Genomic DNA, 21,108 nt, shown 5'->3' with positions numbered 1-21,108 from the left:
TTTGGGATAAATAAAAATTAAATAGATTGGGAGGTTGTGTTATGAGTGAAAGAGATAGAAAATTAGCGATACATATCCTTGAAGCCGTTGGTGGAAAGGAAAATATCGTTAATTACACGCATTGCGCAACGCGATTACGTATCGTCTTAAAACGTTCTATTCCGGATGCTAAAAAGAAAGTAGCAAGTATGGATGGCGTAGTAACGGTAGTTGAAAATAATGGACAATTTCAAGTGGTTATTGGCAATGCGGTCGCAAGTGTTTATCAAGAATTTGAGGGATTATTGGGAGAAGAAAATCAACAATCTAGCGATGAAGACAGTGAAAAAGGTACGATTATTAATCGTATTATTGCAACGATGTCTGCCGTTTTTGCACCATTTATTTATGTCTTAGCGGCTGCCGGTATATTACAAGGTATATTAATTATTGCGAAAATGTTCTTTTCATCATTTGAGAAGACTGGCACATATGAAGTATTTAACTTTATTTCATGGGCACCATTTACATTTTTACCAATATTTATTGCGATTACTGCAGCAAAACATTTCAAAGTGAATACTTATATCGCAGTAGCTTGTTGTGCTGCACTCGTTAGCCCGGATTTAGCAGGAATTGTAGAACGCATTGGGAGTGGACATACGTTTACATTTATTGGTATTCCATTAAGTGAAACAAGCTATACATCATCAGTGTTACCACCACTATTATTAGTATGGGTGTTGTCATATGTTGAAAAATATTTAAATAAATATATTCATGAAGTTATACGCCCGTTATTTGTACCGTTCTTCAGTATTGTAATTATGGTGCCATTAACATTATTAATTATTGGTCCATTAGCATCTGGGGCTGCACATGGTATTGCACAAGGCTTTAACTGGCTCGTAGCTGTAGCACCATGGTTAGCAGGATTATTAATTGGTACATTTTGGCAGGTATTTGTTATCTTTGGTGTTCATTGGGGCATTACGCCAATGGTATTGGCAAACTTTGAACAGTATAAAAGTGATGCTTTCCAAGCCTTTCAAACAATTGCTGTTATTGCTCAATTTGGTGCAGTTATGGGTGTATTCTTCAAAACGAGAAATAAGGATTTAAAGCGTGTATCGTTATCAGCAGGGATTACAGGCATCTTTGGAATTACTGAACCGTCTATGTATGGTGTGAATTTGCGCTTTAAAAAGCCATTCATTATCGCTTGTATTAGTGGTGGTATTGGGGCTTTAGTTGCAAGTTTCTTTAATCCAAAATATTATGCATATGCTGGTCTTCCTGGGCCGATAACAATTGTCAATGGTTATAGTCCTGATAACATCTCATCAATATGGGGAATTTTACTTGGTTCAGCCGTTGCAATTATTTTACCTATCATTTTAATCCAAGTACTTGGCTATGGTGAAGATGTGACAGAACAGGTAGAAGGTGTTGACGTCGAAGAAGGACATGAGATAAATGAACAAACACGTTTGACTACTACATCTGATCAACTTGAAACAGAGATACATGCTCCACTAAAAGGTTTAGTAGTAGCATTATCTGAAGTAGATGATCCAATATTTGCGGAAGGTATGATGGGTAAAGGATTAGCCATTCAGCCAGAAAGTTATGAAGTGACAGCACCTCTCAAAGGGGTGATTAGTATGGTTGCAGTAAGTAAACACGCGATAGGTATTACATCGCCAGAGGGGATCGAACTTTTAGTTCACGTTGGTTTAGATACTGTGCAATTAAATGGACAAGGCTTTGAATTACTTGTTGCTGAAAATGATCAGGTCGAAGAAGGGCAGCCTTTGCTGAGATTTGATGCAAATTATATTAAAGAACAGGGCTACGAACTTATTACACCTGTAATTATTACTAACAGTGATGAATTTGAAGACATTATCATAGCTGACAGTCAAAATATCACATCTAGAGAAAAAATAATGACAGTAATTAAAAAATAGAGTGTAAAGGAGATTTAAACATGGCTAAATTACCACAAGATTTCTTATGGGGCGGCGCACTTGCTGCCAATCAATTTGAAGGTGGCTATGACCAAGGTGGCAAAGGCTTAAGTGTAATTGACGTAATGACAGCAGGCGCACATGGTCAAGCACGTGAAATTACACAAGATATAGAACCTGATAAATATTATCCTAATCATATGGGTATTGATTTTTACCATCGCTATAAAGAAGATGTCGCATTGTTTGCTGAAATGGGATTGAAGTGTTTGCGTACATCGATTGCATGGACACGTATTTTCCCTAATGGTAATGAAACAGAACCGAACGAAGCAGGACTGCAATTCTATGATGATTTATTTGATGAATTATTGAAATATGACATTCAACCAGTGATTACATTATCGCATTTTGAGATGCCACTACATCTAGCACGTGAATATGGCGGTTTTAGAAACCGTAAAGTAGCAGATTATTTTGCATATTTTGCTGAAACTGTATTTAAGCGTTATAAAGACAAAGTTAAATACTGGATGACATTTAATGAAATTAATAACCAAATGGACATCAATAATCCTATTTTCTTATGGACAAACTCTGGTGTATCGTTGACAGATGATGATAATAAATTAGAAGTATTATATCAGGTGGCACATAATGAATTGATTGCAAGTGCGAAAGCAGTAAAAATTGGTAAGGAGATAAATCCAGATTTTGAAATTGGTGCTATGATTTCCCATGTTCCAATCTACCCATATAGCTGTAATCCGCAAGATATAATGGAGGCAGAAATCGCGAGTCGTATGCGTTTCTTCTTTCCAGATGTACAAGCACGAGGTTATTACCCAGGTTATGCGACAAAAATGTTTGAACGTGAAGGCTTCGACATTGGTTGGCAAGAAGGAGACGATGTGATTCTACGTGAAGGTAAAGTCGATTATATTGGATTTAGTTATTATATGTCTACGGTCGTTAAATCTGATAATGAGGCTAGTGTAGAAGATAATATAGTAAATGGTGGCTTACCCAATTCGGTTGATAATCCTTATATTAAGAAAAGTGATTGGGGCTGGGCCATTGATCCGGTTGGCTTACGTTATACATTAAATGCATTATATAATCGTTATCAAATTCCTTTATTCATAGTTGAAAATGGATTTGGTGCCGTAGATGAGTTTGATGATAAAGGTAAAATCCATGACGAATATCGTATCGAGTATTTACGTGAACATATTGAAGCGGCTATTGATGCAGTAGATCAAGATGGCGTAGAATTAATGGGCTATACACCTTGGGGTATTATTGATATTGTATCCTTTACGACAGGTGAAATGAAAAAACGTTATGGTTTAATTCATGTTGATCGTGATAATGAAGGAAACGGTTCATTAGAACGTACCAAGAAAGATTCATTTGACTGGTATCGCAAAGTTATTGAGTCAAATGGGGAAGTTTTGTAAATTAAAAAGAGAGCTGAACAGAATTCATTATGAATTCTTAGTCCAGCTCTGGCAAGGTTGACTAAGATTGAAAAAGCATGCTATAAGCATATTTTCAATTGAGTCAACTACTGCCAATCATTAGTTCACAGCCTAAAACATGATGATGTTTTAGGCTGTTTAATACATTTAGCTATTTTTTATTAATACTTTCTACCCATTTGATGAAGTTACTATCACTATTACCTGATGTTTCTGCCATTGTATGACCTTGATCCCAAACTGTTTTGAAGTCAACATTTTTAGAACCAACGCGTTCTTTTAAAGCTAGAGAAAGATTAGTTTCAGTATTTAAGGCCGTATCTCCTTGTTGAATACCTGTTCTAATTCTCCAATGATTTGCCACATTAGATTTACCATACCCGCTATAGTAATCAGATAAGTAATACATTGGATTGTACATATTCATTCTTGTTGACATGCTTGTGCCTAATTTATCTGTTTTTGTTAAGTCATTTTTATATGATGAAACATAGTTACTATTCCAACCATTTAGTTTGCTATAGTTAGATTTATTTTCTGTTAAAAGTTTAGCTAGTGATTGATCAAAATGTAATTTACTGTCACTACCTGATGTTCCAAACACTTCATTTTCAGCTTGGCTACGTTTTAAATCATCAAAGGCTGAAACTGATTTAGAAGGTTGTTTATAATATTTCGCAAAGTCTTTAAGACTTGTAATATGTGCGCGTTTTGTTTTCTTATCATACGTAATCCATGTGCCTTTTTTATTTAGATCTTTTAAGTAAGCATCCATTGTTTTGTATGTTTTATTTGAAGATTGTTTTCTCATTTGAGGCATAGATCCCATTTTACCAGAAGGTTTTCCACCGCTAGGTCCACCATTACCCATGCCTGCTTGCTCAGTGCTATTTTGTTTGTAAGGGAATGTTGTATTATTTAAGAATTCTGTAGCTGAATCTTCAATTTCTTTTTTTAGATATTTAGCATATGAGCCTTCAGTATATTGACCATTTTTAGATTTAGTTAATGATAATGTAGTATTTCCATTTTTCAGATTTAGTTTATTTAAGTAGCTTGCATAAGATGATGCTAAATCGGTTGATAATTGTTTTTGGAATGAATTTTTCTTGCGATTACCTTCATTACCATATTGTCCCATTTGCCATTCATAAGCAGCATCGGCTTGATCTAGACTTGTAATAGGGCACCACGCCATAGCACCGTCAATTTTATCACTGATATATTTTCCATTTTTATCTGTCATGGCTGCGCCAATTTGTTCTAAATATTTATAGTAGAGCTTGCTATCACCTGATGCACCGGCAATAGCACTTTGAGCACCACCGCCACTATGACCAAAAGTATAAATCTTACTACTGTTACCTGGTAGACTACTATCGTTGAAACGGTAATATCTGATTGCTGCTTTAAGATCGGTTACACCCCAAGGAGAACCGGTTTCATATGATTTAGTTGATGCATTACTCCTGTTATTGCCCATGCTCATACTACGTCCTCGTAATCCTGCTTCAACATATATGAATCCAGCTTTCATATACTTAGAAATATTACTATAACGATATGACGTAGGTGCACTTTGTTCGGCATAACCAGGTGTATTGACTGGATAAACGATAGGTGCTGTTCTAGCAGAATAGCCGTTAACTTTCTTAGCATCGTTTACAGTAACGGTATATGTCCCATTATGATTCTTTTTACCTTTGAAATAAGCAGCTGGTACATAGATACCTAATTTTTCTACATTTTTAGCTTGGGGATTGGAGACATAACTTATATTTAGTTGATAATAAACGTTATTTTTACTATCATATTTCCATTTTGAATTATCTATTTGCAGCGCAGATGATGCTTGGTTATAATTTTTGATTTTAACATTTGAAGTGTTCACACCTTTAGCATCATGATTAGAATTATTATTTTGATGTTCGCCAACGCCACAACCTGAAAGTATAACTGTTGCGAATAAGAGTGATATGAAAGTCTTTTTCATCTAATTAGCCTCCTTAATTTGTCGTAGTTCTATTATTAGTCGCAAATAAGGAGCATATCAATTCGGATTGAGCGCATGAACCATTCTACATTAGAAAGATGATGTACATCTTAGGCCTCTTGACAGTATTTGCTTGTAATTAGTTTCTGTGCTTTTTGGCTAACTCTAGCAAATATGCCACCTCTTTAGAAGCAATTAAATGATTATGAACATTAACGTTAATATAGAGTTTTATAGGTGAATTCAGCTGAACGATTTTTAAAGGAGACGTTACGTAATAATTAGCCTGTTGTTCCATAATCAATGCGACGCCATTATTTGTATTTACCATTTCAAGTAAATTTTCAATACGAGGTGCTGTAAATGAAATTAATGGATAAAATTGTTGTTCTTCACAATAATTTAAAAAAGCTTGATGCTCCAATGCGAACTCAGGTGGTAAATAGAGTTGTTCATTTTCAAGCATCGATAGATCGATTTGTGAGACATAGGCTAATGGATGAGATTCATGCACAATAGCACATAAGCTTTCTTCAATATAAGTAAAAGAATGATTATCATGAGGTGGATGTGGTGATCTTAAAAAGCTAATGTCAATCTTACCTTCATTAATCAATTGAGCTAATTCTTGTTCTGACCCTTCATGAATACGAAATCTAACATTAGAAAATTTTTGAACACATTTTGAGATTAAGTTTGTAATACCATATTCAATCATTAATCGAGAAGCGCCAAGGTTAATGGTGATTAAATTATCATTTTCCTGTTGCTCAAGCTGTTTTGATAAATCTTTATAATTTTGGCAAATGATTTTGGCATAATGCAGAAATAGTTTACCTGATTCTGTTAGTTCAAATTGTTTATTTGCGCGATCTATAAGACGATAACCGCACTCATTTTCCAAAGAAACAATGTGCTTAGACAGTGTAGATTGTGCTATGTAGAGTTCTTGAGAAGCTTTAAAGTAATTTTGGTATTTAGCTAAGACAATAAATTCATTTAAGTAAGAAATTTCCATGTCAATCAACAACTTTCGATAAGTATAATTATTTAAATCATACTTGATTATCATTGGTATATTCAATTGAAAGAACATTGCAGTTTGAATATTCATAATAACTTTACTTGAGGAAGATGTGTTTGATTATGAAGCGTGCATTTACCATCAAATGATTGAAGATTGGAAACGTAATTTAAGTAATTTCAAGCACGAAAATTTAATCAATCAAATACTTATTTAACGCTATGCTGACGGGTTTGTTAGTGTAGTATTTAATTTCCTAAAAATAATTTCGATATATCGCTTTACATTTAACGATATATCGTTTATTATATCGATATATCGAAATTGATTAAAAATAAGTAAAGGTGATGAAAATTATGTTTAGAAGACATTTAGAAGGTATGAGACAAGGTATGGCACATTTTGAACAATTTGATGCAGGGAGAGGCCCTCGAGGTTTTGGAAATTTCGGTGGTTTCGGTGGCCGTCACGGTGGGCGTGATAGATTTTTCAAAAAAGGGAATTTACAATTCGTTATTCTTAAAATGTTAGAAGAAGAATCACGTCATGGCTATCAAATAATTAAAGACTTAGAAGAAAGATTTAAAGGTTTTTATTCACCAAGTCCTGGTTCTGTTTATCCAATTTTACAAATGTTAGAAGATAGAGACTTTGTATCTATTTCTAAAGATGGAAATAAAAAAGTGTATACCATTACGGATGAAGGTAAAAAGTTTTTAGAGGACAATGTAGATCAAGATGCGTTTACAAAACGCTTAGAACAATTTAAAAACGTTGATTTTGAAGAACTAAAAGCAGTGCGTGAACAAATGCAAACATTATTCCATGAGTTTATGAAAGCAAGTCAGCAGACATTACAAGATGATAAAAAGAAAGCAGAATTCGACGTCTTTATACAAGAAACAAAAGAACGATTACAACAATTCTATAAATAAAAGGTTGGAGAAATAGGGTTATGAATATAAAAGATATTAGACGAGTTGGCATTATTGGTGGGGGGCCTGGAGGCTTAATGTTAGGCCTATTGTTACAGCACCAAGGCTTTGAAGTTAATATTTTTGAAAAAGCTGGTTTAAATGTTAACATTGATCGTGGAGGTTCTTTAGATATCCATGATGATAGTGGTCAATTGCCATTGCAACAAGCAGGCATTATCGATAAATTTAAAGCACAAGCACGCTTTGACGGCGAAGATACGCGCGTACTAGATAAAAATGGCAACGTATACTATGAAGCGTTAGTTGATCCACAAATAGAAGGTGGACGACCAGAAATTGATCGTGGTGAATTATGTGATATTATTTTTGAACAATTAAAACCTGAAACCGTAGTTTATGATAAAGCATTTAAATCTTTAACGCATATAGATAATGAGCAAATTGAAGTAACATTTGATGATTACAGTACACGAATATTTGACTTTGTAATTGGTTCAGATGGTGCTTTTTCAAAAGTAAGACCTTATTTAGCAAATACGGACGTAGAGTATAATGGGATATCGATGGTAGAATTAAATGTTGAAGATGTCTTTCATCAGTATCCTGATTTAGCTGAATTTAACAAAAATGGGAAAATGATGGCATTTGGCGATCACAAAGCGATATTAGGTCAAGTTAATGGAGATGGACGAATTAAAGTCTATATGTCGTATAAAATGGATTATGATGAATTTGATCAATTTAAAGCCATGAATAGACAAGAAATTAAAGAACAGTTATTACATGACTTTAGAGATTGGGACGTCAATTTGAAAAAATACATTGATTATGCGAGTGATGATTTATTATTACGACGTATTTATAAACTGCCTATTGGTTTCAAATGGGATAATCAAGCGAACTTGACGTTAATTGGTGATGCAGCGCACTTAATGAGCCCTTTTGCAGGAGAAGGTGTCAATATGGCACTTTACGATGCATATCTTTTGGCTGAAGCAATTAAAAGTCATGTAACGTTACAAGATGCACTAAAAGCATACGAAACAGACATGTACCAAACTTCTGAGCAAAGTGCTCGTGAATCACAGGCAAACTTAGAAGAGATGTTTGGCGAAGGTAATCCTGCCAAAAAATTTGGAGATTTCTTTAAGCAAGTAGGAAATTTGTTTGACGTACATCAAGCATAAAAAATAATAAAGTACCGACTGTTTAAGGTGAAACAGTCGGCACTTTTTTTAATTTCAATGCTTTTCGCTCAAAGCTGTTATCGCTTAAGCTTTAAACATATATCTTAGTTTTTATTCACTGATGCATCATAGATTGAGTCAACAGCTTCACCTAAAGCTTTATCAAATTCTTCTTTAGATTGGCTATATCTTAAGTCACTTGCTAATGCACGAGAGAAACTTGCGATTAATTCATCATTGTCTTTCAATAATTTATTTGCTTCATCTCTGCTATATCCGCCTGACAATACAACTACACGTACAACATTTGGATGATCAGCTAATTCTTTGTATAAGTTTGCTTTAGTAGGAATTGTTAATTTTAACATCACTAATTGGTCATCATTTAAAGCGTCTAAGCCTTTTTTAAGTTCAGCTTTTAATACTTCTTCGATTTCGGCTTTATCTTTAGCATTGATGTTCACTTCAGGTTCGATAATTGGAACTAAACCTTTGGCAATAATTTGTTTACCAATTTCAAATTGTTGTTCAACAACGTCTCTAATACCTTGTTCATTTAATTCTAAAATGTTAGAACGCATTTTAGTACCAAAGATGTGACGTTCAACTGCACGATCTAATGTTTCATCTAGGTTATCGATAGGTTTCATTAATTGAACACCATTTTGTTGTTCAGCTAAGCCTTTGTCTACTTTTAAGAAAGGAACAACACCTTTGTCTGCTAAGTAGTCACCAGTATATTTGCCTTCAACTTCACGATCCATTGTTTGTTCGAATAGAATCGCACCTAAAATTTTATCTGAAGTGAATGATGGTGAAGTGACAACACGCGTACGCATGTCGTGAACAAGTTGGAACATTTCGTCTTCGTTGTTATATTGGTCTTCGCCAACACCGTATTCTTTTAAAGCTTTAGGTGTACTACCACCACTTTGGTCTAAAGCGGCGATAAAGCCTTTACCATTTTTTACCTTTTCTAATTGTTCTTTATTCATTACTTTCCACTCCTTCTAATAAGTTTCACTAATAGTATGATAAAAAATGAATATATTCTCAAGCTTTTTTACTCATATTTATTGAATATTCTTAATAAAATTTGTAGAGTTTCAAAAAATAGACGTATTTTTATCGTAGGGGAGTCGAACACGGCATGACGACTATTGACCGTTGGGGAGTACCAGACAGGGGTAAATCTTCATTAGCATGTCAATTACAAAATATTTTAAGCTTTCCATACTATTATATTGATCGTATTCAATGATTGATGATAATCAGACCATAAGTGAATCGCAGTTAACTGAAGCATTGATGTGTATTATGTAACAGGATAAATGGATGATCGATAGTAAAGTAGCCACTCTAGCGCTAAGGGTCATGTGTGTAGATAAGTCAATTGACTAAAAGAAACGCGGTTGAAATGCATAATTAGAGTCATAATCTGTTATTTAAAATAATGACGTAAGCCACAAACAAAGAACCTTTACGGCAATCCGCAAAGGCTTGATTGAGAATTTATTCAATATATTTGGAATTTACCGAAGCAACAACGTGATTTATTAAGACAGCTTTAAGCGGGAACTGAGCATCAAGTTACTTGGTTTACATGTAAAAGTAAACAGTACCATTCATTATAATTGGTATACACGGTGATCATAATGATCATCGAAAGAGAACAATACATTTGATTTGTCCTAAATGTACTTATGAATACTTTAGTGTTTTGAATTGCGCATGAACGTCAATGCCAAACCACTCATAAGTGCTAAAATACCAAATGCTAATGTTATTATATTATTTGAAGTGTGACCCGTTTCAGGGAGTGAGGCATTCTGCTGAGGTAATTCCGTAGATTTGATATTACCCACATAATAGCGATTAAGTTCCTTTTTACAATCTACGGGGTTATTTTGCTGTTCTTGTTGTGCCATATGAGTTGAGGTATTAGCTATTTCGCTAGCTGCATATGTTTGGTTAGGGTTTAATAGGTTATATACACCAAATTTACCATTTTTATATTCAACTTGGCCGTTTTTATAAACTTTATAAGTACCGACACTGTCATTAGTTTTAAGTATGATTTTGATTTTAAAGTAGTTACCTTTGTCTATAACTGTATTAAAATTTTGCAAATCTGGATTGCCACCACTACGTGCCATAGCTTGCTTTGCAGTTGTGATTGCATCTTGTTGGGACATGGTATCTGCTTGAGTAACACATACGCTTGTTGCAGTTAATACCAAGAATAGCGCAAAAACAGATAAAATAATTTGAACCATTTGTTTCATTATGAAACCCCCATTCACATAGTAAATAACTTTACAGTGTAAGTGTATCATCATCAGCTTAATGTGCGGGCGTTTTTAACAAATCCTAAGGTAATCTTAATATTGTATTTACGTATGCGCTAAAATTAACTTTATACAAATATAGCATTTGCTTTTTTAAATGTTATCAAAGCTTAATTATACAGTGATATACTTATTTATCTTTTATCAATAAATGGAATACTTCTAGCCACACAAACGATAAAAATAATATGTGCTAAAAGCCATAGACTATATTCTGACCAGCTAAAATGAAAGATAGGTCAAACAGCGATATGAATGAGAAATGGATACAGCACTATAAAAGATAACATAGATGCCACATAACCAATGGCATACCATTGCTTTCTAACTCGATAGAGCAGTAATAACATCATATAAACAACAATACCAATGATTAAATGAATAAGGATTTCAAGCCATAACGGGGTGAATTGTTTAGGAATAATAAAGTCTATATTGATAAGTAATTGAGCTAACTGGGTTGTGTCAGTTAACAAATCTATGATAAACAATATGAATAATAGCAACATACTAATTAGACAGGCGCTCGTTAAATGATATTTTAAATAATACATTAGGCATTTCTCCTTAAAACGATTTAGTTATCTTTTCCCCTAAGTGTAAAAAACAATTATTAGTCAGAAAATTCAAAAATCTAATTGACGTTCTCTTTGCATAGTGATAGGATAAATTTAATTCAATAAAAGTAAGAAGACTCTTATCAAGAGTGGTGGAGGGATGTGCCCTATGAAGCCCGGCAACCGTCAGTGAATGACATGGTGCCAAGTCACATAAGGTTTAAAGTACTTTAAGAGATGAGAGAAAGTGTGCGTACTTTCTCTTAATTTGAGAAAGTATTTTTTATGTCTTGAATTCGACTGTTTTCATCTTTATTGAAGTAGCAATTAGAAAGGTGAGGATACAATTGAAAAAATGGGTCATCATGATTAGTGTGTTAATTATTACTCTAGCTTTATCAGCGTGTGGCAAAGACAATAAAGAAGCGAGCAAGACTATTACCGTTGCAGCAACACCAGCACCACATGGAGATGTGTTAAAACATGCACAAGAAGCAATGAAGAAAAAAGGCTATGATTTAAAAGTTAAGATTGTTAATGACTATAAAGTACCAAACAAATTATTAGATAAAGGTGATGTAGATGCCAATTTCTTCCAACATGTACCTTATTTAAAGGCAGAACGAAAAAGTCATGGCTATAAGATTGAAGAAGTAGGCAAAGTCTTTACAACTCCAATGGGCGTATATAGTAAAAAATATAAACATATTAAAGACATACCAGATGGTTCAACCATTTATGTTTCAAATAATCCAGCAGAAGAAGGACGCTTTTTATCATTTTTTGTTAACGAAGGCTTAATTAAGTTGAAAAAAGGAGTGAAAATTGAAGATGCGAAGTTTGAAGATATTGCTGAAAATAAAAAGCATTTGAAATTCAATAATCAACAAGGCGCTGAATTTTTACCTAAAACATATAATAACAGTGAAGGTGCAGCAGTTATCATGAACTCAAATTACGCAATTGATAATGGTTTAAAACCATCTAAAGATGCGATTGCATTTGAAGGAAAATCATCACCTTTTGCTAATATTATTGCAGTACAAGAAGGACATAAAAAAGATAAAAAATTCCAAGAATTATTAAAAGTTTTACAATCAAAAGAAATTAAAGCATATATTAAAAAACAATATGGTGACGACGTGATTCCATATGAAAATTAAAGTGACATAATAGCGTGCTGCGATACAACATATGTTAATTTTAGTACTTGTTGTTTTAATCATTTTAAATATCCACAGTAAGCGTGAACAAACAACTTAATAATTTAATTATTCAGAAAATATTTACAAATCTGATAATTAATTGTATATTGGGTTGTATTACATTGCTGTGCGAATAAGTCAGCAGTATTTGGAGGATGAATTGACTATGAGTAAAGCAGCGCAACTTATTGAAGAAGATGGGAAATATTTTGCAAAATCAGGACGTATCAAATATTATCCGCTCGTGATAGATCATGGTTATGGTGCAACGCTTGTCGATGTTGACGGTAAATCATATATTGATTTATTATCGAGTGCCAGTTCGCAAAATGTTGGTCATGCACCTAAAAAAGTATCCGATGCTATAAAAGCGCAGGTAGATAAGTTCATTCACTATACACCCGCATATATGTATCATGAATCGGCGGTTAAATTATCTAAAAAGTTGTGCGAGATTGCGCCTGGCAACTTTGAAAAAAGGGTAACCTTTGGTTTAAGTGGATCTGATGCTAATGATGGTGTCATTAAATTTGCACGTGCTTACACGGGACGTCCTTATATTATTAGCTTTACTAACGCTTATCATGGATCAACATTTGGCTCATTATCTATGTCCGCGATTAGTTTAAATATGCGCAAACATTATGGACCATTACTAAATGGCTTTTATCACATACCTTTTCCTGATAACTATAGAGGAATGTTTGAACAGCCAACTGCAAATACAGTTGCTGAATATTTAGCACCTCTAAAGGAAATGTTTGCGAAATACGTACCCGCAGACGAAGTGGCATGTATTGTTGTTGAAACGATACAAGGTGATGGTGGATTACTAGAGCCAGTCGCAGGCTATTTTGAGGCATTAGCAGCTTTATGTCGAGAACACGGAATTTTAATTGCTGTTGATGACATTCAGCAAGGATTAGGTCGAACAGGCACTTGGAGTTCGGTGGAACACTTTAATTTTATACCAGATATGATTACATTTGGAAAGTCATTAGCTGGAGGCCTACCAATGTCTGCGTTAGTGGCACGTAAAGAAATTATTGATAGCTTGGAAGCACCAGCCCATTTATTTACTACTGGGGCTAATCCGGTAAGTTGTGAGGCAGCACTCGCAACAATTGAAATGCTTGAAGAAGACGACTTATTATCAGCAAGTGTCAATAAAGGGCGCTATGTACGCCAACGTATGGAACAATGGACTTCACGTTATGAGTATGTTGGTGATGTTCGAGGCATCGGGCTTTCTATAGGCATTGATATTGTGTCAAATAAGCAAAATAAGACAAGAGATCCAGAAGCAGCTTTAAAAATATGTAATTATTGTTTTGAACATGGTGTTGTCATTATTGCCGTTGCAGGTAATGTATTGAGATTTCAACCACCATTAGTCATTACCTATGAGCAATTAGATGAAGCACTAGCAACGTTAGAACAGGCGTTACAAGGTTTACAAGATGGGCAATTAGATACATTAGATATCGATGGTCAAGGCTGGTAATAAAGGTGTACGCGCATTAATTAACTTCGAAAGTATATTGCTAAATAGGATGAATATATTTAAATCTAGGACCTCTCAGGAGGTTCTTTTTTTGTCAGTGATTTAAAATTTTAATATTTGAAAAGTGTATTCGCTTGGCAGTTACAACGATTATAGGCAAGTGTTTATTAAATAAAAAATATAGGTTATATTTTAGTTAATAAATGGTGTATAATCATAATGTATTTTGTTAATATACAGTAGTTAATTAGTAGCTTGTTTAAAACGCGTTAATAAATAGATAGCCTTGTTGCATCGGAAGGAGCTTACGAGTGTTTTCAATCATCATTCCTACATACAATAGTGAAAAATATATTGCACATACACTAGATAAGCTATTAAGCTGTCTGTATTTTGAAGAGGATGAAATTATTGTTATCAATGATGGTAGCACTGATTCGACGGCACAAATTTTAAAAGGCCATCAAAATCATGCACAGATTAAAATTATTAATCAAACGAATAAAGGTGTCAGTGCAGCTAGAAATTTAGGCATGTCACTTATGAGTCCTGAGACAAAATTAGTGACATTTATTGATGACTCTGATTATGTGAGCACAAATTTTTTCAAAGAAGCCAGTCGATTTTTTCTTAAATATCCGCACGTAAAATTAGCAAGTGCGCCTATATTAATACGTAAAGGCCATACATTATCAGCTCAAAATTTAAATTATCGTTTTCAACAACGTAGGCATGTAGTAGATATTACACAGCAGTACCAAGATATTCAATATCATATTGGAGGAATGGTCTTTCGAAAATCGTTGTTTAACCATCATAAGTATACATTCGATGAGACGATTGATTTTTGGGAAGATGCAAAGTTTATTAATACGATTCTATTAGACGTCAAGTCTTATGGCTTAATTAAACATGTTAATTATTTCTATAACAGAGATGATTACCGGTCATTAAGTATTAACTCATGGAAGGATCAAAATAGGTATGCGCCTCATATCGTTAAAAATTATCTTGAATTAATTCAACGCTCTACCGATTTATACGGCAGGGTTTTACCTTATATTCAATATTTGGTCGTGTTACATTATTTGAACTATATATTAGAACATAACCAGGGTTATTTAAATTTAAAATACATTCAAGACAATACTCGTTTTAACATAGAAACAAAAGTATTACTACAATACATAAGCATAGAGATGATAGATGCATTACCAATTGATAATTGCTATAAACACATCCTTTATCAGCATAAAGGGATGGTATTTCCAGCTGAAAAGGATTATAAAAAAATAAATATCATTGTGCATCATTATCATTGGGGCAGTCGTGAATTACACTTTTCATTGTCTCAAGAGGCGTTTGATATGAGTGATAGTACGCAAATTTATATTGATTCACATGGCAAGTTAAAAGCTCGAGCAATGTTAATACACGATAAGCCATTAATCATTTTAGGTGTTAAGGTGAAAAATTTTAGTCGTAAAACTTTTCAAATTCGACTGCCACGCTATCGTTTGCTAATAGGTGGTTACTTCAGAATTATTGATAATGAGCGTGGTGTCAAAATGAATATTTATAATCCATCTTTAGGGATGCGCATGTTAAAAAAGTTAATGTATTCAATCAAATATTATAGCGTTTCAAGTCGTAGAAATAAGGAGGTATCTTAATGTTAATTTCAGTCATTTTGCCTGTATACAATGTGTCGGATTACATTGAAGCATGTTTAGACTCGTTGCTTCATCAAAGTATTGGGCAAGAAAAGATAGAAGTCATTCTTATAGATGATTGTTCCACTGATGATAGTGTTGCTAAAATGCGTAACTATGAACAACAATTTAGCCATTTTAAATTATATCAATGTCCTGTTAATTATGGTGCACCAGGAAAACCACGTAATATTGGTGTGGCTCAAGCAACTGGCGATTTTCTTCACTTTATGGATCCGGATGATATTTTAGCATCGGATGCGTATGAACAATTGTTGGCATCAATGGGAGATCAAGATGATTTTGCTATGGGAAAAATGGTGTCTTTTAATGAAGATGGATCGACATTCCAGCATGTGACATTTAAAGAATATAAATTAAATAAGACGTATGAGCATGTAAAGCTCGACGATGTTCCATTTTTCTCGCAAGTGAAAGTTGGCGTTGTACTGAAATTAATTCGAAAATCATTTTATGATGCACATCATATTTCGTTTGTAGAGGGGCTTCGTAATGGAGAAGATAAATTGGTGGATACATTGCTGTATACCCAGGCACAATCATTTTCATACACGCCACAAATTATTTATTACTATCGTAATCGTGATACAGGTGATAATAAATCAATCACACATCAAGATGTGATGCGCTCCATTGAAAACGATATTGCCGCATATCATATTTGTAAACCTTTTTATAATAAAGAACAATTACAATTTTTTAAAATTAATGCGCTACGTTCAATCTTTTGGAAAGTCTTAGATCAAGAATTTTATCTTATTGATAATAGTCAAAAGTTAAAAATATTTACTGAGCTTTTTGACATTGTAAATCATTATGAACCACGTATTTTTAATTTATATTTACGTCATGAATTACCTATTATTCACTTGATACAACAGCGCGAATATGAACTTGCAATTTCTTATGCAGCATTATTAGAAGCGCGACGAAGATATTTTTATAGTGCAACCGCATTACAAGCGAAAGCTGCAGAAATTAAACGCTTTAAGAGCAGTAAAAGTTACAAATTACACCGTTTAGTGACAACAATAAAACGAACTATAGGATTGAAACAACGATGAACATATTATTAGTACTCTTTAAAACAAGGAACATGAATGTCCAACAATATAAAGCACTTAAGCATTGTGAGGCTTTTAAACATGTTGAAACGATTTATATAGCAGATGAAAAAAGTATCAATATAGATATTAAAGGTTATGACTATATCTTGTTTGCCAACCCTAACTTTACTTTTAATCATGTAGAGCTTGAACAAGCAATTCAAACATTACAATCATCTGATGCTACTGCAGTACAGTGGACACTTAGAGATGTAAAATATCTCAAACAAATGCCTTATACATATAACAATTATAGAGAATGGTTTGCTACTATTTTAATACGGAGAGATGAAACACAAGAGCATTGTGATTTAATGACCTATTTTCAAGCTACGGCTACGATAACATCAAAAGCGTATATTTCGGCAAATTATATTGGAAGAAATACGCAAAACAAGGAATATAAGCATGATATTATCGATTTAACGATTGACTTATTGGAATCTTTATCAACCGCTCAAATCATAGGTGGTTTCGCTTCAAAAAAAGATTTAATTCACTTTTTAGACTTTGTTATTGATAATCAAGTATTTGAAAGAGACGTGGATAAAGAAAAGCAACTTAAATTAATGAAGATAATTGCACAAAAATTTAGTGGTTTGAAAGAACTGAGGGAACGTAAACAAACAAGGTTGTATTTATTTTATGGTTTAGTATTTAAACGATACTTTGATGAAGCATTGAGTGCATTGACATTATATCGCAGTCGTCGTTATTGGTACCAAGTTAATCAAAATTTGGAACAGAATAGGGATAATGAATTTGAACAACTCAGAACTTCAGATGCTTGGATAAAGACACAAAAATATCGCGATGCACGTATAAAATTACAGCTAATACTAAAATATCTAGAAAAATATAGTTTAAAATGCTTTGCACATTTATTTAAAATGATCATACACAAGCCAATATGGCTGATTTCAGAACGTAAAGACAGCGCATCAGATAATTCTTATTTCTTGTTTAAATATTTAACGCAACAATGTAGTGAAATTAAAGCATATTATATTTTGGACAAACATGCTAAGCATGCACGTGCAAAAGTGAAAAACCTAGGAAAAGTAATCAATTTTGGTTCGATTAAACATAAGTTATTAATGCTTGCTGCGGATAATTATATTACGTCATTTACAGCCGAAGAAACGCTGTTACCGTACAATAATCGTTTGTATAAACATATTTATCAACAAGAACTTGCACAAAAGAAAATTATCTCTATTCAGCATGGAATGATTATTCACAATATATCGCCATATTTAAGTAAGAATAATTATTTAGTGAACTATATAACAGCAAATAATCAATTTGAAAAACAAATTATTACTGAAACATTAGGTTACGATGAACATGAAGTATTGATTACAGGTATGGCAAGACATGATAATTTATTGGAAACATCTGTGGAAATTAGTGAAAGTCAAAAAGTATTATTTATGCCAACATGGCAACGTGGATTACAATATTTGACAACGGCACAATTTTTAAGCAGTGAGTACTATCATAAAATGGTAGAATTGCTAAATAACTCTACGGTATTAGACTTTTTGCAACGCTATAACTTAACGCTAAGGGTATTATTACATCCACAATTTGATAAATATAGTAAGTACTTAATGAGTGAACATGCTGAAATTGAATTTTGTTCAATGAGTGATGTCGAAATTCCAACGGCTATTGCACAATCAAAATTTTTAATTACTGATTTTTCATCGGTAGCGGTGGACTTTTTATTCCAGCAAAAAAATGTCATATTTTATCAATATAATAAATATCTGTCACATCATGTACCGTCTAAACAGATTCAATATCGAGATATCGGTCAAGTTGTGACTACAATTGAACAAGTTACAGAAGCACTTCAGAAATTGGCTGCCAATGACTTTAAACTATTACCACAATATCAAATAGCTTACGATAAATTGTTTGAAGTTAAGCACCATATTAATCAAACATTAGTTGACACTATTAAGCAGTTGAAGTGAGGAAAAAGCAATGAAGACGACTATATCAGTAGAACAGGGAAAGCTCTGTTTTCATCACATACAACAACCAACCGATATTATGTATCAATTTGAAGATCGCATTGGTATTTTTTTACAAAAATTTCCATTAACATTTGAAATAAATAATCACATGGTGACTTTAGATTTGAAGCATCATTTTAGTTCAGGTATCATCAGTGGTTTGAAAATTAAAATGGCACTTGATGTTGAGGCCAGAGAACCTATTATTTTGGACGATATTAATCCACTTTATATTGTAACTATACACGTTGATAAAGAAGCGTTGTATATTACTTTAACGGCTAAAGACAATCTCGTAAAAATTCACTGTCAAGGCAATCAACTTCAATTAATCAGTGATTACAAATGTACGACATATTTAGGGCAATTAGTCGCTGGAACGATGTTGCCAACTGCTAAATACTTTGTAACTAAAGATAAGCACATAATCATGGAAGATATGCTAACAATGATGCAACATCTAGCTATTAGACAACAACGCTGGAGTGTTTATGTACAACTAAAAGATGATTGTGGAAATCAGTATGTAGAGAAAGTGCAATTAACGGATTGGATTCATCAAAATAAGGCGTTGTTAGCACAATATTCTGTTGATTATCATCAAAAAGATAACTTTTTATTATATGGAAATGTGCAGCAACAAGTGACATCATTACCTATATCCATACAAGCAGTCAACCAACGATTATATAGTCTGACTTGTGATAGGGAATTGGCTCATGACACTATTTATCTAGCTTTACGTTCGCGACAAGGCAATCCATTTCATTATCGCGAGTATGTTGAATTTCCTACAATTAAGCAGAGTGCCATCATTGATCTAGGTCAATTGCACAAAATTTATACTAAAGACGGTGATAACTTTGATGTGCTCATTGGTAAAAATTTTGAGACAGCACGATTCGTTATTCCTACAAATCATAAACAGATAGATACGCGCTATGTAACACTGAGTAACACGATGAATGCTAAGTTTTACATTAATGGGCGAGGAGGTTTAAGTCTTTATGTCTTAGAAAAGACACAATCACAAGCCTATGAAGTGCCGAAAATTGCTGTTTTAGGAACTTGTTTTTCGCGCAATGGTTTAAATACATCACCTTATTTTAATCCAGATTATAAAAAATATATGAACTGTGTATTCACTCAATTCCATAGTCGTTTGGATGCTTTAAATGCAGTGCCAGCACCAGCATCATTAATGCAGCAATATAAGCAACATCATGAATTTGAGCATATTGCACGTGATATGGCTAAAACCTTTTATGATGAGCTACGCCAATCAGGTGCTGAAATACTCGTTATTGATTTATATGCTGATGCTTTATTAACATCATTAAAGTTAAACAATGGTAGCAAGATTACTTATAATTATTTGATTAAAGATAATCCCAATTTAGGGGACTATGTCAGTGAATGGAATGCGCATGAATTTGACAATGATACAGACTATTATAATGAGTGGTTAGCTGAGTTACATAAATTTATGCATCATATAACTAACATCATTCCTGAAAGTCATATTATTTTAAATAGAGGTCGATTAGCGGAAAAGTATAGTGAAGAAGGACAGCTCAAGACATTTTCTACGATACAACAAATTAAAAAAGCGAATGAAATATGGGAGAATTTAGACAATTTATTGCTTCAACATTATCCACAAGTCAAAGTAATTGATTTAACAGGAAAGCAGTATCATGCAGATAAAAATCATCCTTTTGGTTTCTCCTATTCACATTACGAATCACAATATTACAAAGACTATTTTAGTGAACTTGTTAAACAAGTATTGTTAATTAAAGCGTTGTAATAATGTAGATTATAAGCGCAAAAGGCGCATGAAAAGTTGCATTATTTCTCGGCTAGAAACACTGATGACGTATAAGCATATAAAATCACATGCTAAAGCATAGTACACTTGGTCAGATACCTGAGATAGCACCCTAGGAACGCAAAGTCATACATTTCAGAGTATTGAATATAAAATAAGAGCCTAGAACATCATTATGTTTTAGGCTATGAACGAAATATTGGCAGTAGTTGACTGGATTGAAAATAC

Annotated in this window: 15 protein-coding genes and 1 riboswitch; of the genes, 10 read left to right on the top strand and 5 right to left on the bottom strand. The window is 33.3% G+C overall.

The window, feature by feature from the left end:
- The first annotated feature begins 41 nt into the window (after positions 1 to 41).
- Positions 42 to 1,949, top strand: a complete 1,908-nt coding sequence (locus HMPREF2864_RS10125; RefSeq protein WP_070545581.1) for a beta-glucoside-specific PTS transporter subunit IIABC — start codon at positions 42 to 44, stop codon at positions 1,947 to 1,949.
- Between the two features lie 20 nt (positions 1,950 to 1,969).
- Positions 1,970 to 3,409, top strand: a complete 1,440-nt coding sequence (locus tag HMPREF2864_RS10120) for a 6-phospho-beta-glucosidase (RefSeq protein ID WP_002492424.1) — start codon at positions 1,970 to 1,972, stop codon at positions 3,407 to 3,409.
- 172 nt (positions 3,410 to 3,581) lie between these two features.
- Here the strand turns inward: HMPREF2864_RS10120 and HMPREF2864_RS10115 are convergent, their stop codons facing one another.
- Positions 3,582 to 5,423, bottom strand: a complete 1,842-nt coding sequence (locus HMPREF2864_RS10115; protein WP_070545577.1) for a subtype A tannase — start codon at positions 5,421 to 5,423, stop codon at positions 3,582 to 3,584.
- A gap of 139 nt (positions 5,424 to 5,562) precedes the next feature.
- Positions 5,563 to 6,441 carry a LysR family transcriptional regulator gene (locus tag HMPREF2864_RS10110; protein ID WP_002478553.1) on the bottom strand — a complete coding sequence of 293 codons (879 nt, stop codon included), beginning with the start codon at positions 6,439 to 6,441 and terminating at the stop codon, positions 5,563 to 5,565.
- Positions 6,442 to 6,803: 362 nt separating this feature from the next.
- Between HMPREF2864_RS10110 and HMPREF2864_RS10105 the strand changes: the two genes are divergently transcribed.
- Positions 6,804 to 7,382, top strand: coding sequence for a PadR family transcriptional regulator (locus tag HMPREF2864_RS10105; RefSeq protein ID WP_002478554.1), 579 nt, complete (start codon positions 6,804 to 6,806; stop codon positions 7,380 to 7,382).
- Between the two features lie 20 nt (positions 7,383 to 7,402).
- Complete coding sequence (locus tag HMPREF2864_RS10100) at positions 7,403 to 8,572, top strand: FAD-dependent oxidoreductase (protein WP_070545575.1); 1,170 nt, start codon at positions 7,403 to 7,405, stop codon at positions 8,570 to 8,572.
- Positions 8,573 to 8,676: 104 nt separating this feature from the next.
- Here the strand turns inward: HMPREF2864_RS10100 and HMPREF2864_RS10095 are convergent, their stop codons facing one another.
- The 3 genes from HMPREF2864_RS10095 to HMPREF2864_RS10085 form a co-directional block, all read right to left on the bottom strand.
- Positions 8,677 to 9,567, bottom strand: coding sequence for a fructose bisphosphate aldolase (locus HMPREF2864_RS10095; protein WP_002478556.1), 891 nt, complete (start codon positions 9,565 to 9,567; stop codon positions 8,677 to 8,679).
- Positions 9,568 to 10,284: 717 nt separating this feature from the next.
- Entirely contained in the window at positions 10,285 to 10,857 is a 573-nt protein-coding gene (locus HMPREF2864_RS10090; RefSeq protein ID WP_070572213.1) for an LPXTG cell wall anchor domain-containing protein, read from the bottom strand.
- Between the two features lie 302 nt (positions 10,858 to 11,159).
- Positions 11,160 to 11,474, bottom strand: coding sequence for a hypothetical protein (locus tag HMPREF2864_RS10085; RefSeq protein ID WP_237449016.1), 315 nt, complete (start codon positions 11,472 to 11,474; stop codon positions 11,160 to 11,162).
- Positions 11,475 to 11,614: 140 nt separating this feature from the next.
- Positions 11,615 to 11,721: riboswitch (SAM riboswitch) on the top strand.
- A 103-nt stretch (positions 11,722 to 11,824) separates the two neighbouring features.
- On the opposite strand from HMPREF2864_RS10085, the gene HMPREF2864_RS10080 reads away from it, so the two are divergent.
- The 6 genes from HMPREF2864_RS10080 (at position 11,825) to HMPREF2864_RS10055 (ending at position 20,859) form a co-directional block, all read left to right on the top strand.
- Positions 11,825 to 12,640 (top strand): MetQ/NlpA family ABC transporter substrate-binding protein, encoded by an 816-nt coding sequence (locus HMPREF2864_RS10080; protein ID WP_002478559.1) that lies wholly within the window; start codon positions 11,825 to 11,827, stop codon positions 12,638 to 12,640.
- 208 nt (positions 12,641 to 12,848) lie between these two features.
- Positions 12,849 to 14,186: an aspartate aminotransferase family protein gene (locus HMPREF2864_RS10075; RefSeq protein ID WP_070545571.1), complete on the top strand. Its 1,338-nt coding sequence runs from the start codon at positions 12,849 to 12,851 to the stop codon at positions 14,184 to 14,186.
- A gap of 311 nt (positions 14,187 to 14,497) precedes the next feature.
- The gene (locus tag HMPREF2864_RS10070; RefSeq protein WP_070545566.1) at positions 14,498 to 15,859 is read left to right on the top strand and encodes a glycosyltransferase family 2 protein; all 1,362 of its coding nucleotides are present in this window, start codon (positions 14,498 to 14,500) and stop codon (positions 15,857 to 15,859) included.
- On the top strand, positions 15,859 to 16,983 hold the full coding sequence (locus HMPREF2864_RS10065) for a glycosyltransferase family 2 protein (protein WP_002460550.1): 1,125 nt from the start codon (positions 15,859 to 15,861) through the stop codon (positions 16,981 to 16,983). Before HMPREF2864_RS10070 ends, HMPREF2864_RS10065 begins: the two co-directional genes overlap by 1 nt.
- Positions 16,980 to 19,007: a CDP-glycerol glycerophosphotransferase family protein gene (locus HMPREF2864_RS10060; RefSeq protein WP_070545561.1), complete on the top strand. Its 2,028-nt coding sequence runs from the start codon at positions 16,980 to 16,982 to the stop codon at positions 19,005 to 19,007. Before HMPREF2864_RS10065 ends, HMPREF2864_RS10060 begins: the two co-directional genes overlap by 4 nt.
- 10 nt (positions 19,008 to 19,017) lie before the next feature.
- Entirely contained in the window at positions 19,018 to 20,859 is a 1,842-nt protein-coding gene (locus HMPREF2864_RS10055) for a DUF6270 domain-containing protein (protein WP_070545560.1), read from the top strand.
- Positions 20,860 to 21,108 lie beyond the last annotated feature (249 nt).

The organism is Staphylococcus sp. HMSC059F04 (assembly GCF_001812565.1).
Taxonomy (GTDB): domain Bacteria; phylum Bacillota; class Bacilli; order Staphylococcales; family Staphylococcaceae; genus Staphylococcus; species Staphylococcus lugdunensis.
This window is presented reverse-complemented; position numbering and strand designations above follow the sequence as displayed.

What these genes read in the sequence shown, in the direction of transcription:
- HMPREF2864_RS10105 (WP_002478554.1), top strand. Translation starts at nt 6,804, where the DNA reads ATGTTTAGAAGACATTTAGAAGGTATGAGACAAGGTATGGCACATTTT.
- HMPREF2864_RS10100 (WP_070545575.1), top strand. Translation starts at nt 7,403, where the DNA reads ATGAATATAAAAGATATTAGACGAGTTGGCATTATTGGTGGGGGGCCT.
- HMPREF2864_RS10075 (WP_070545571.1), top strand. Translation starts at nt 12,849, where the DNA reads ATGAGTAAAGCAGCGCAACTTATTGAAGAAGATGGGAAATATTTTGCA.
- HMPREF2864_RS10115 (WP_070545577.1), bottom strand. Translation starts at nt 5,423, where the DNA reads ATGAAAAAGACTTTCATATCACTCTTATTCGCAACAGTTATACTTTCA.
- HMPREF2864_RS10090 (WP_070572213.1), bottom strand. Translation starts at nt 10,857, where the DNA reads ATGAAACAAATGGTTCAAATTATTTTATCTGTTTTTGCGCTATTCTTG.
- HMPREF2864_RS10065 (WP_002460550.1), top strand. Translation starts at nt 15,859, where the DNA reads ATGTTAATTTCAGTCATTTTGCCTGTATACAATGTGTCGGATTACATT.
- HMPREF2864_RS10060 (WP_070545561.1), top strand. Translation starts at nt 16,980, where the DNA reads ATGAACATATTATTAGTACTCTTTAAAACAAGGAACATGAATGTCCAA.
- HMPREF2864_RS10095 (WP_002478556.1), bottom strand. Translation starts at nt 9,567, where the DNA reads ATGAATAAAGAACAATTAGAAAAGGTAAAAAATGGTAAAGGCTTTATC.
- HMPREF2864_RS10125 (WP_070545581.1), top strand. Translation starts at nt 42, where the DNA reads ATGAGTGAAAGAGATAGAAAATTAGCGATACATATCCTTGAAGCCGTT.
- HMPREF2864_RS10055 (WP_070545560.1), top strand. Translation starts at nt 19,018, where the DNA reads ATGAAGACGACTATATCAGTAGAACAGGGAAAGCTCTGTTTTCATCAC.
- HMPREF2864_RS10110 (WP_002478553.1), bottom strand. Translation starts at nt 6,441, where the DNA reads ATGGAAATTTCTTACTTAAATGAATTTATTGTCTTAGCTAAATACCAA.
- HMPREF2864_RS10085 (WP_237449016.1), bottom strand. Translation starts at nt 11,474, where the DNA reads ATGTATTATTTAAAATATCATTTAACGAGCGCCTGTCTAATTAGTATG.
- HMPREF2864_RS10120 (WP_002492424.1), top strand. Translation starts at nt 1,970, where the DNA reads ATGGCTAAATTACCACAAGATTTCTTATGGGGCGGCGCACTTGCTGCC.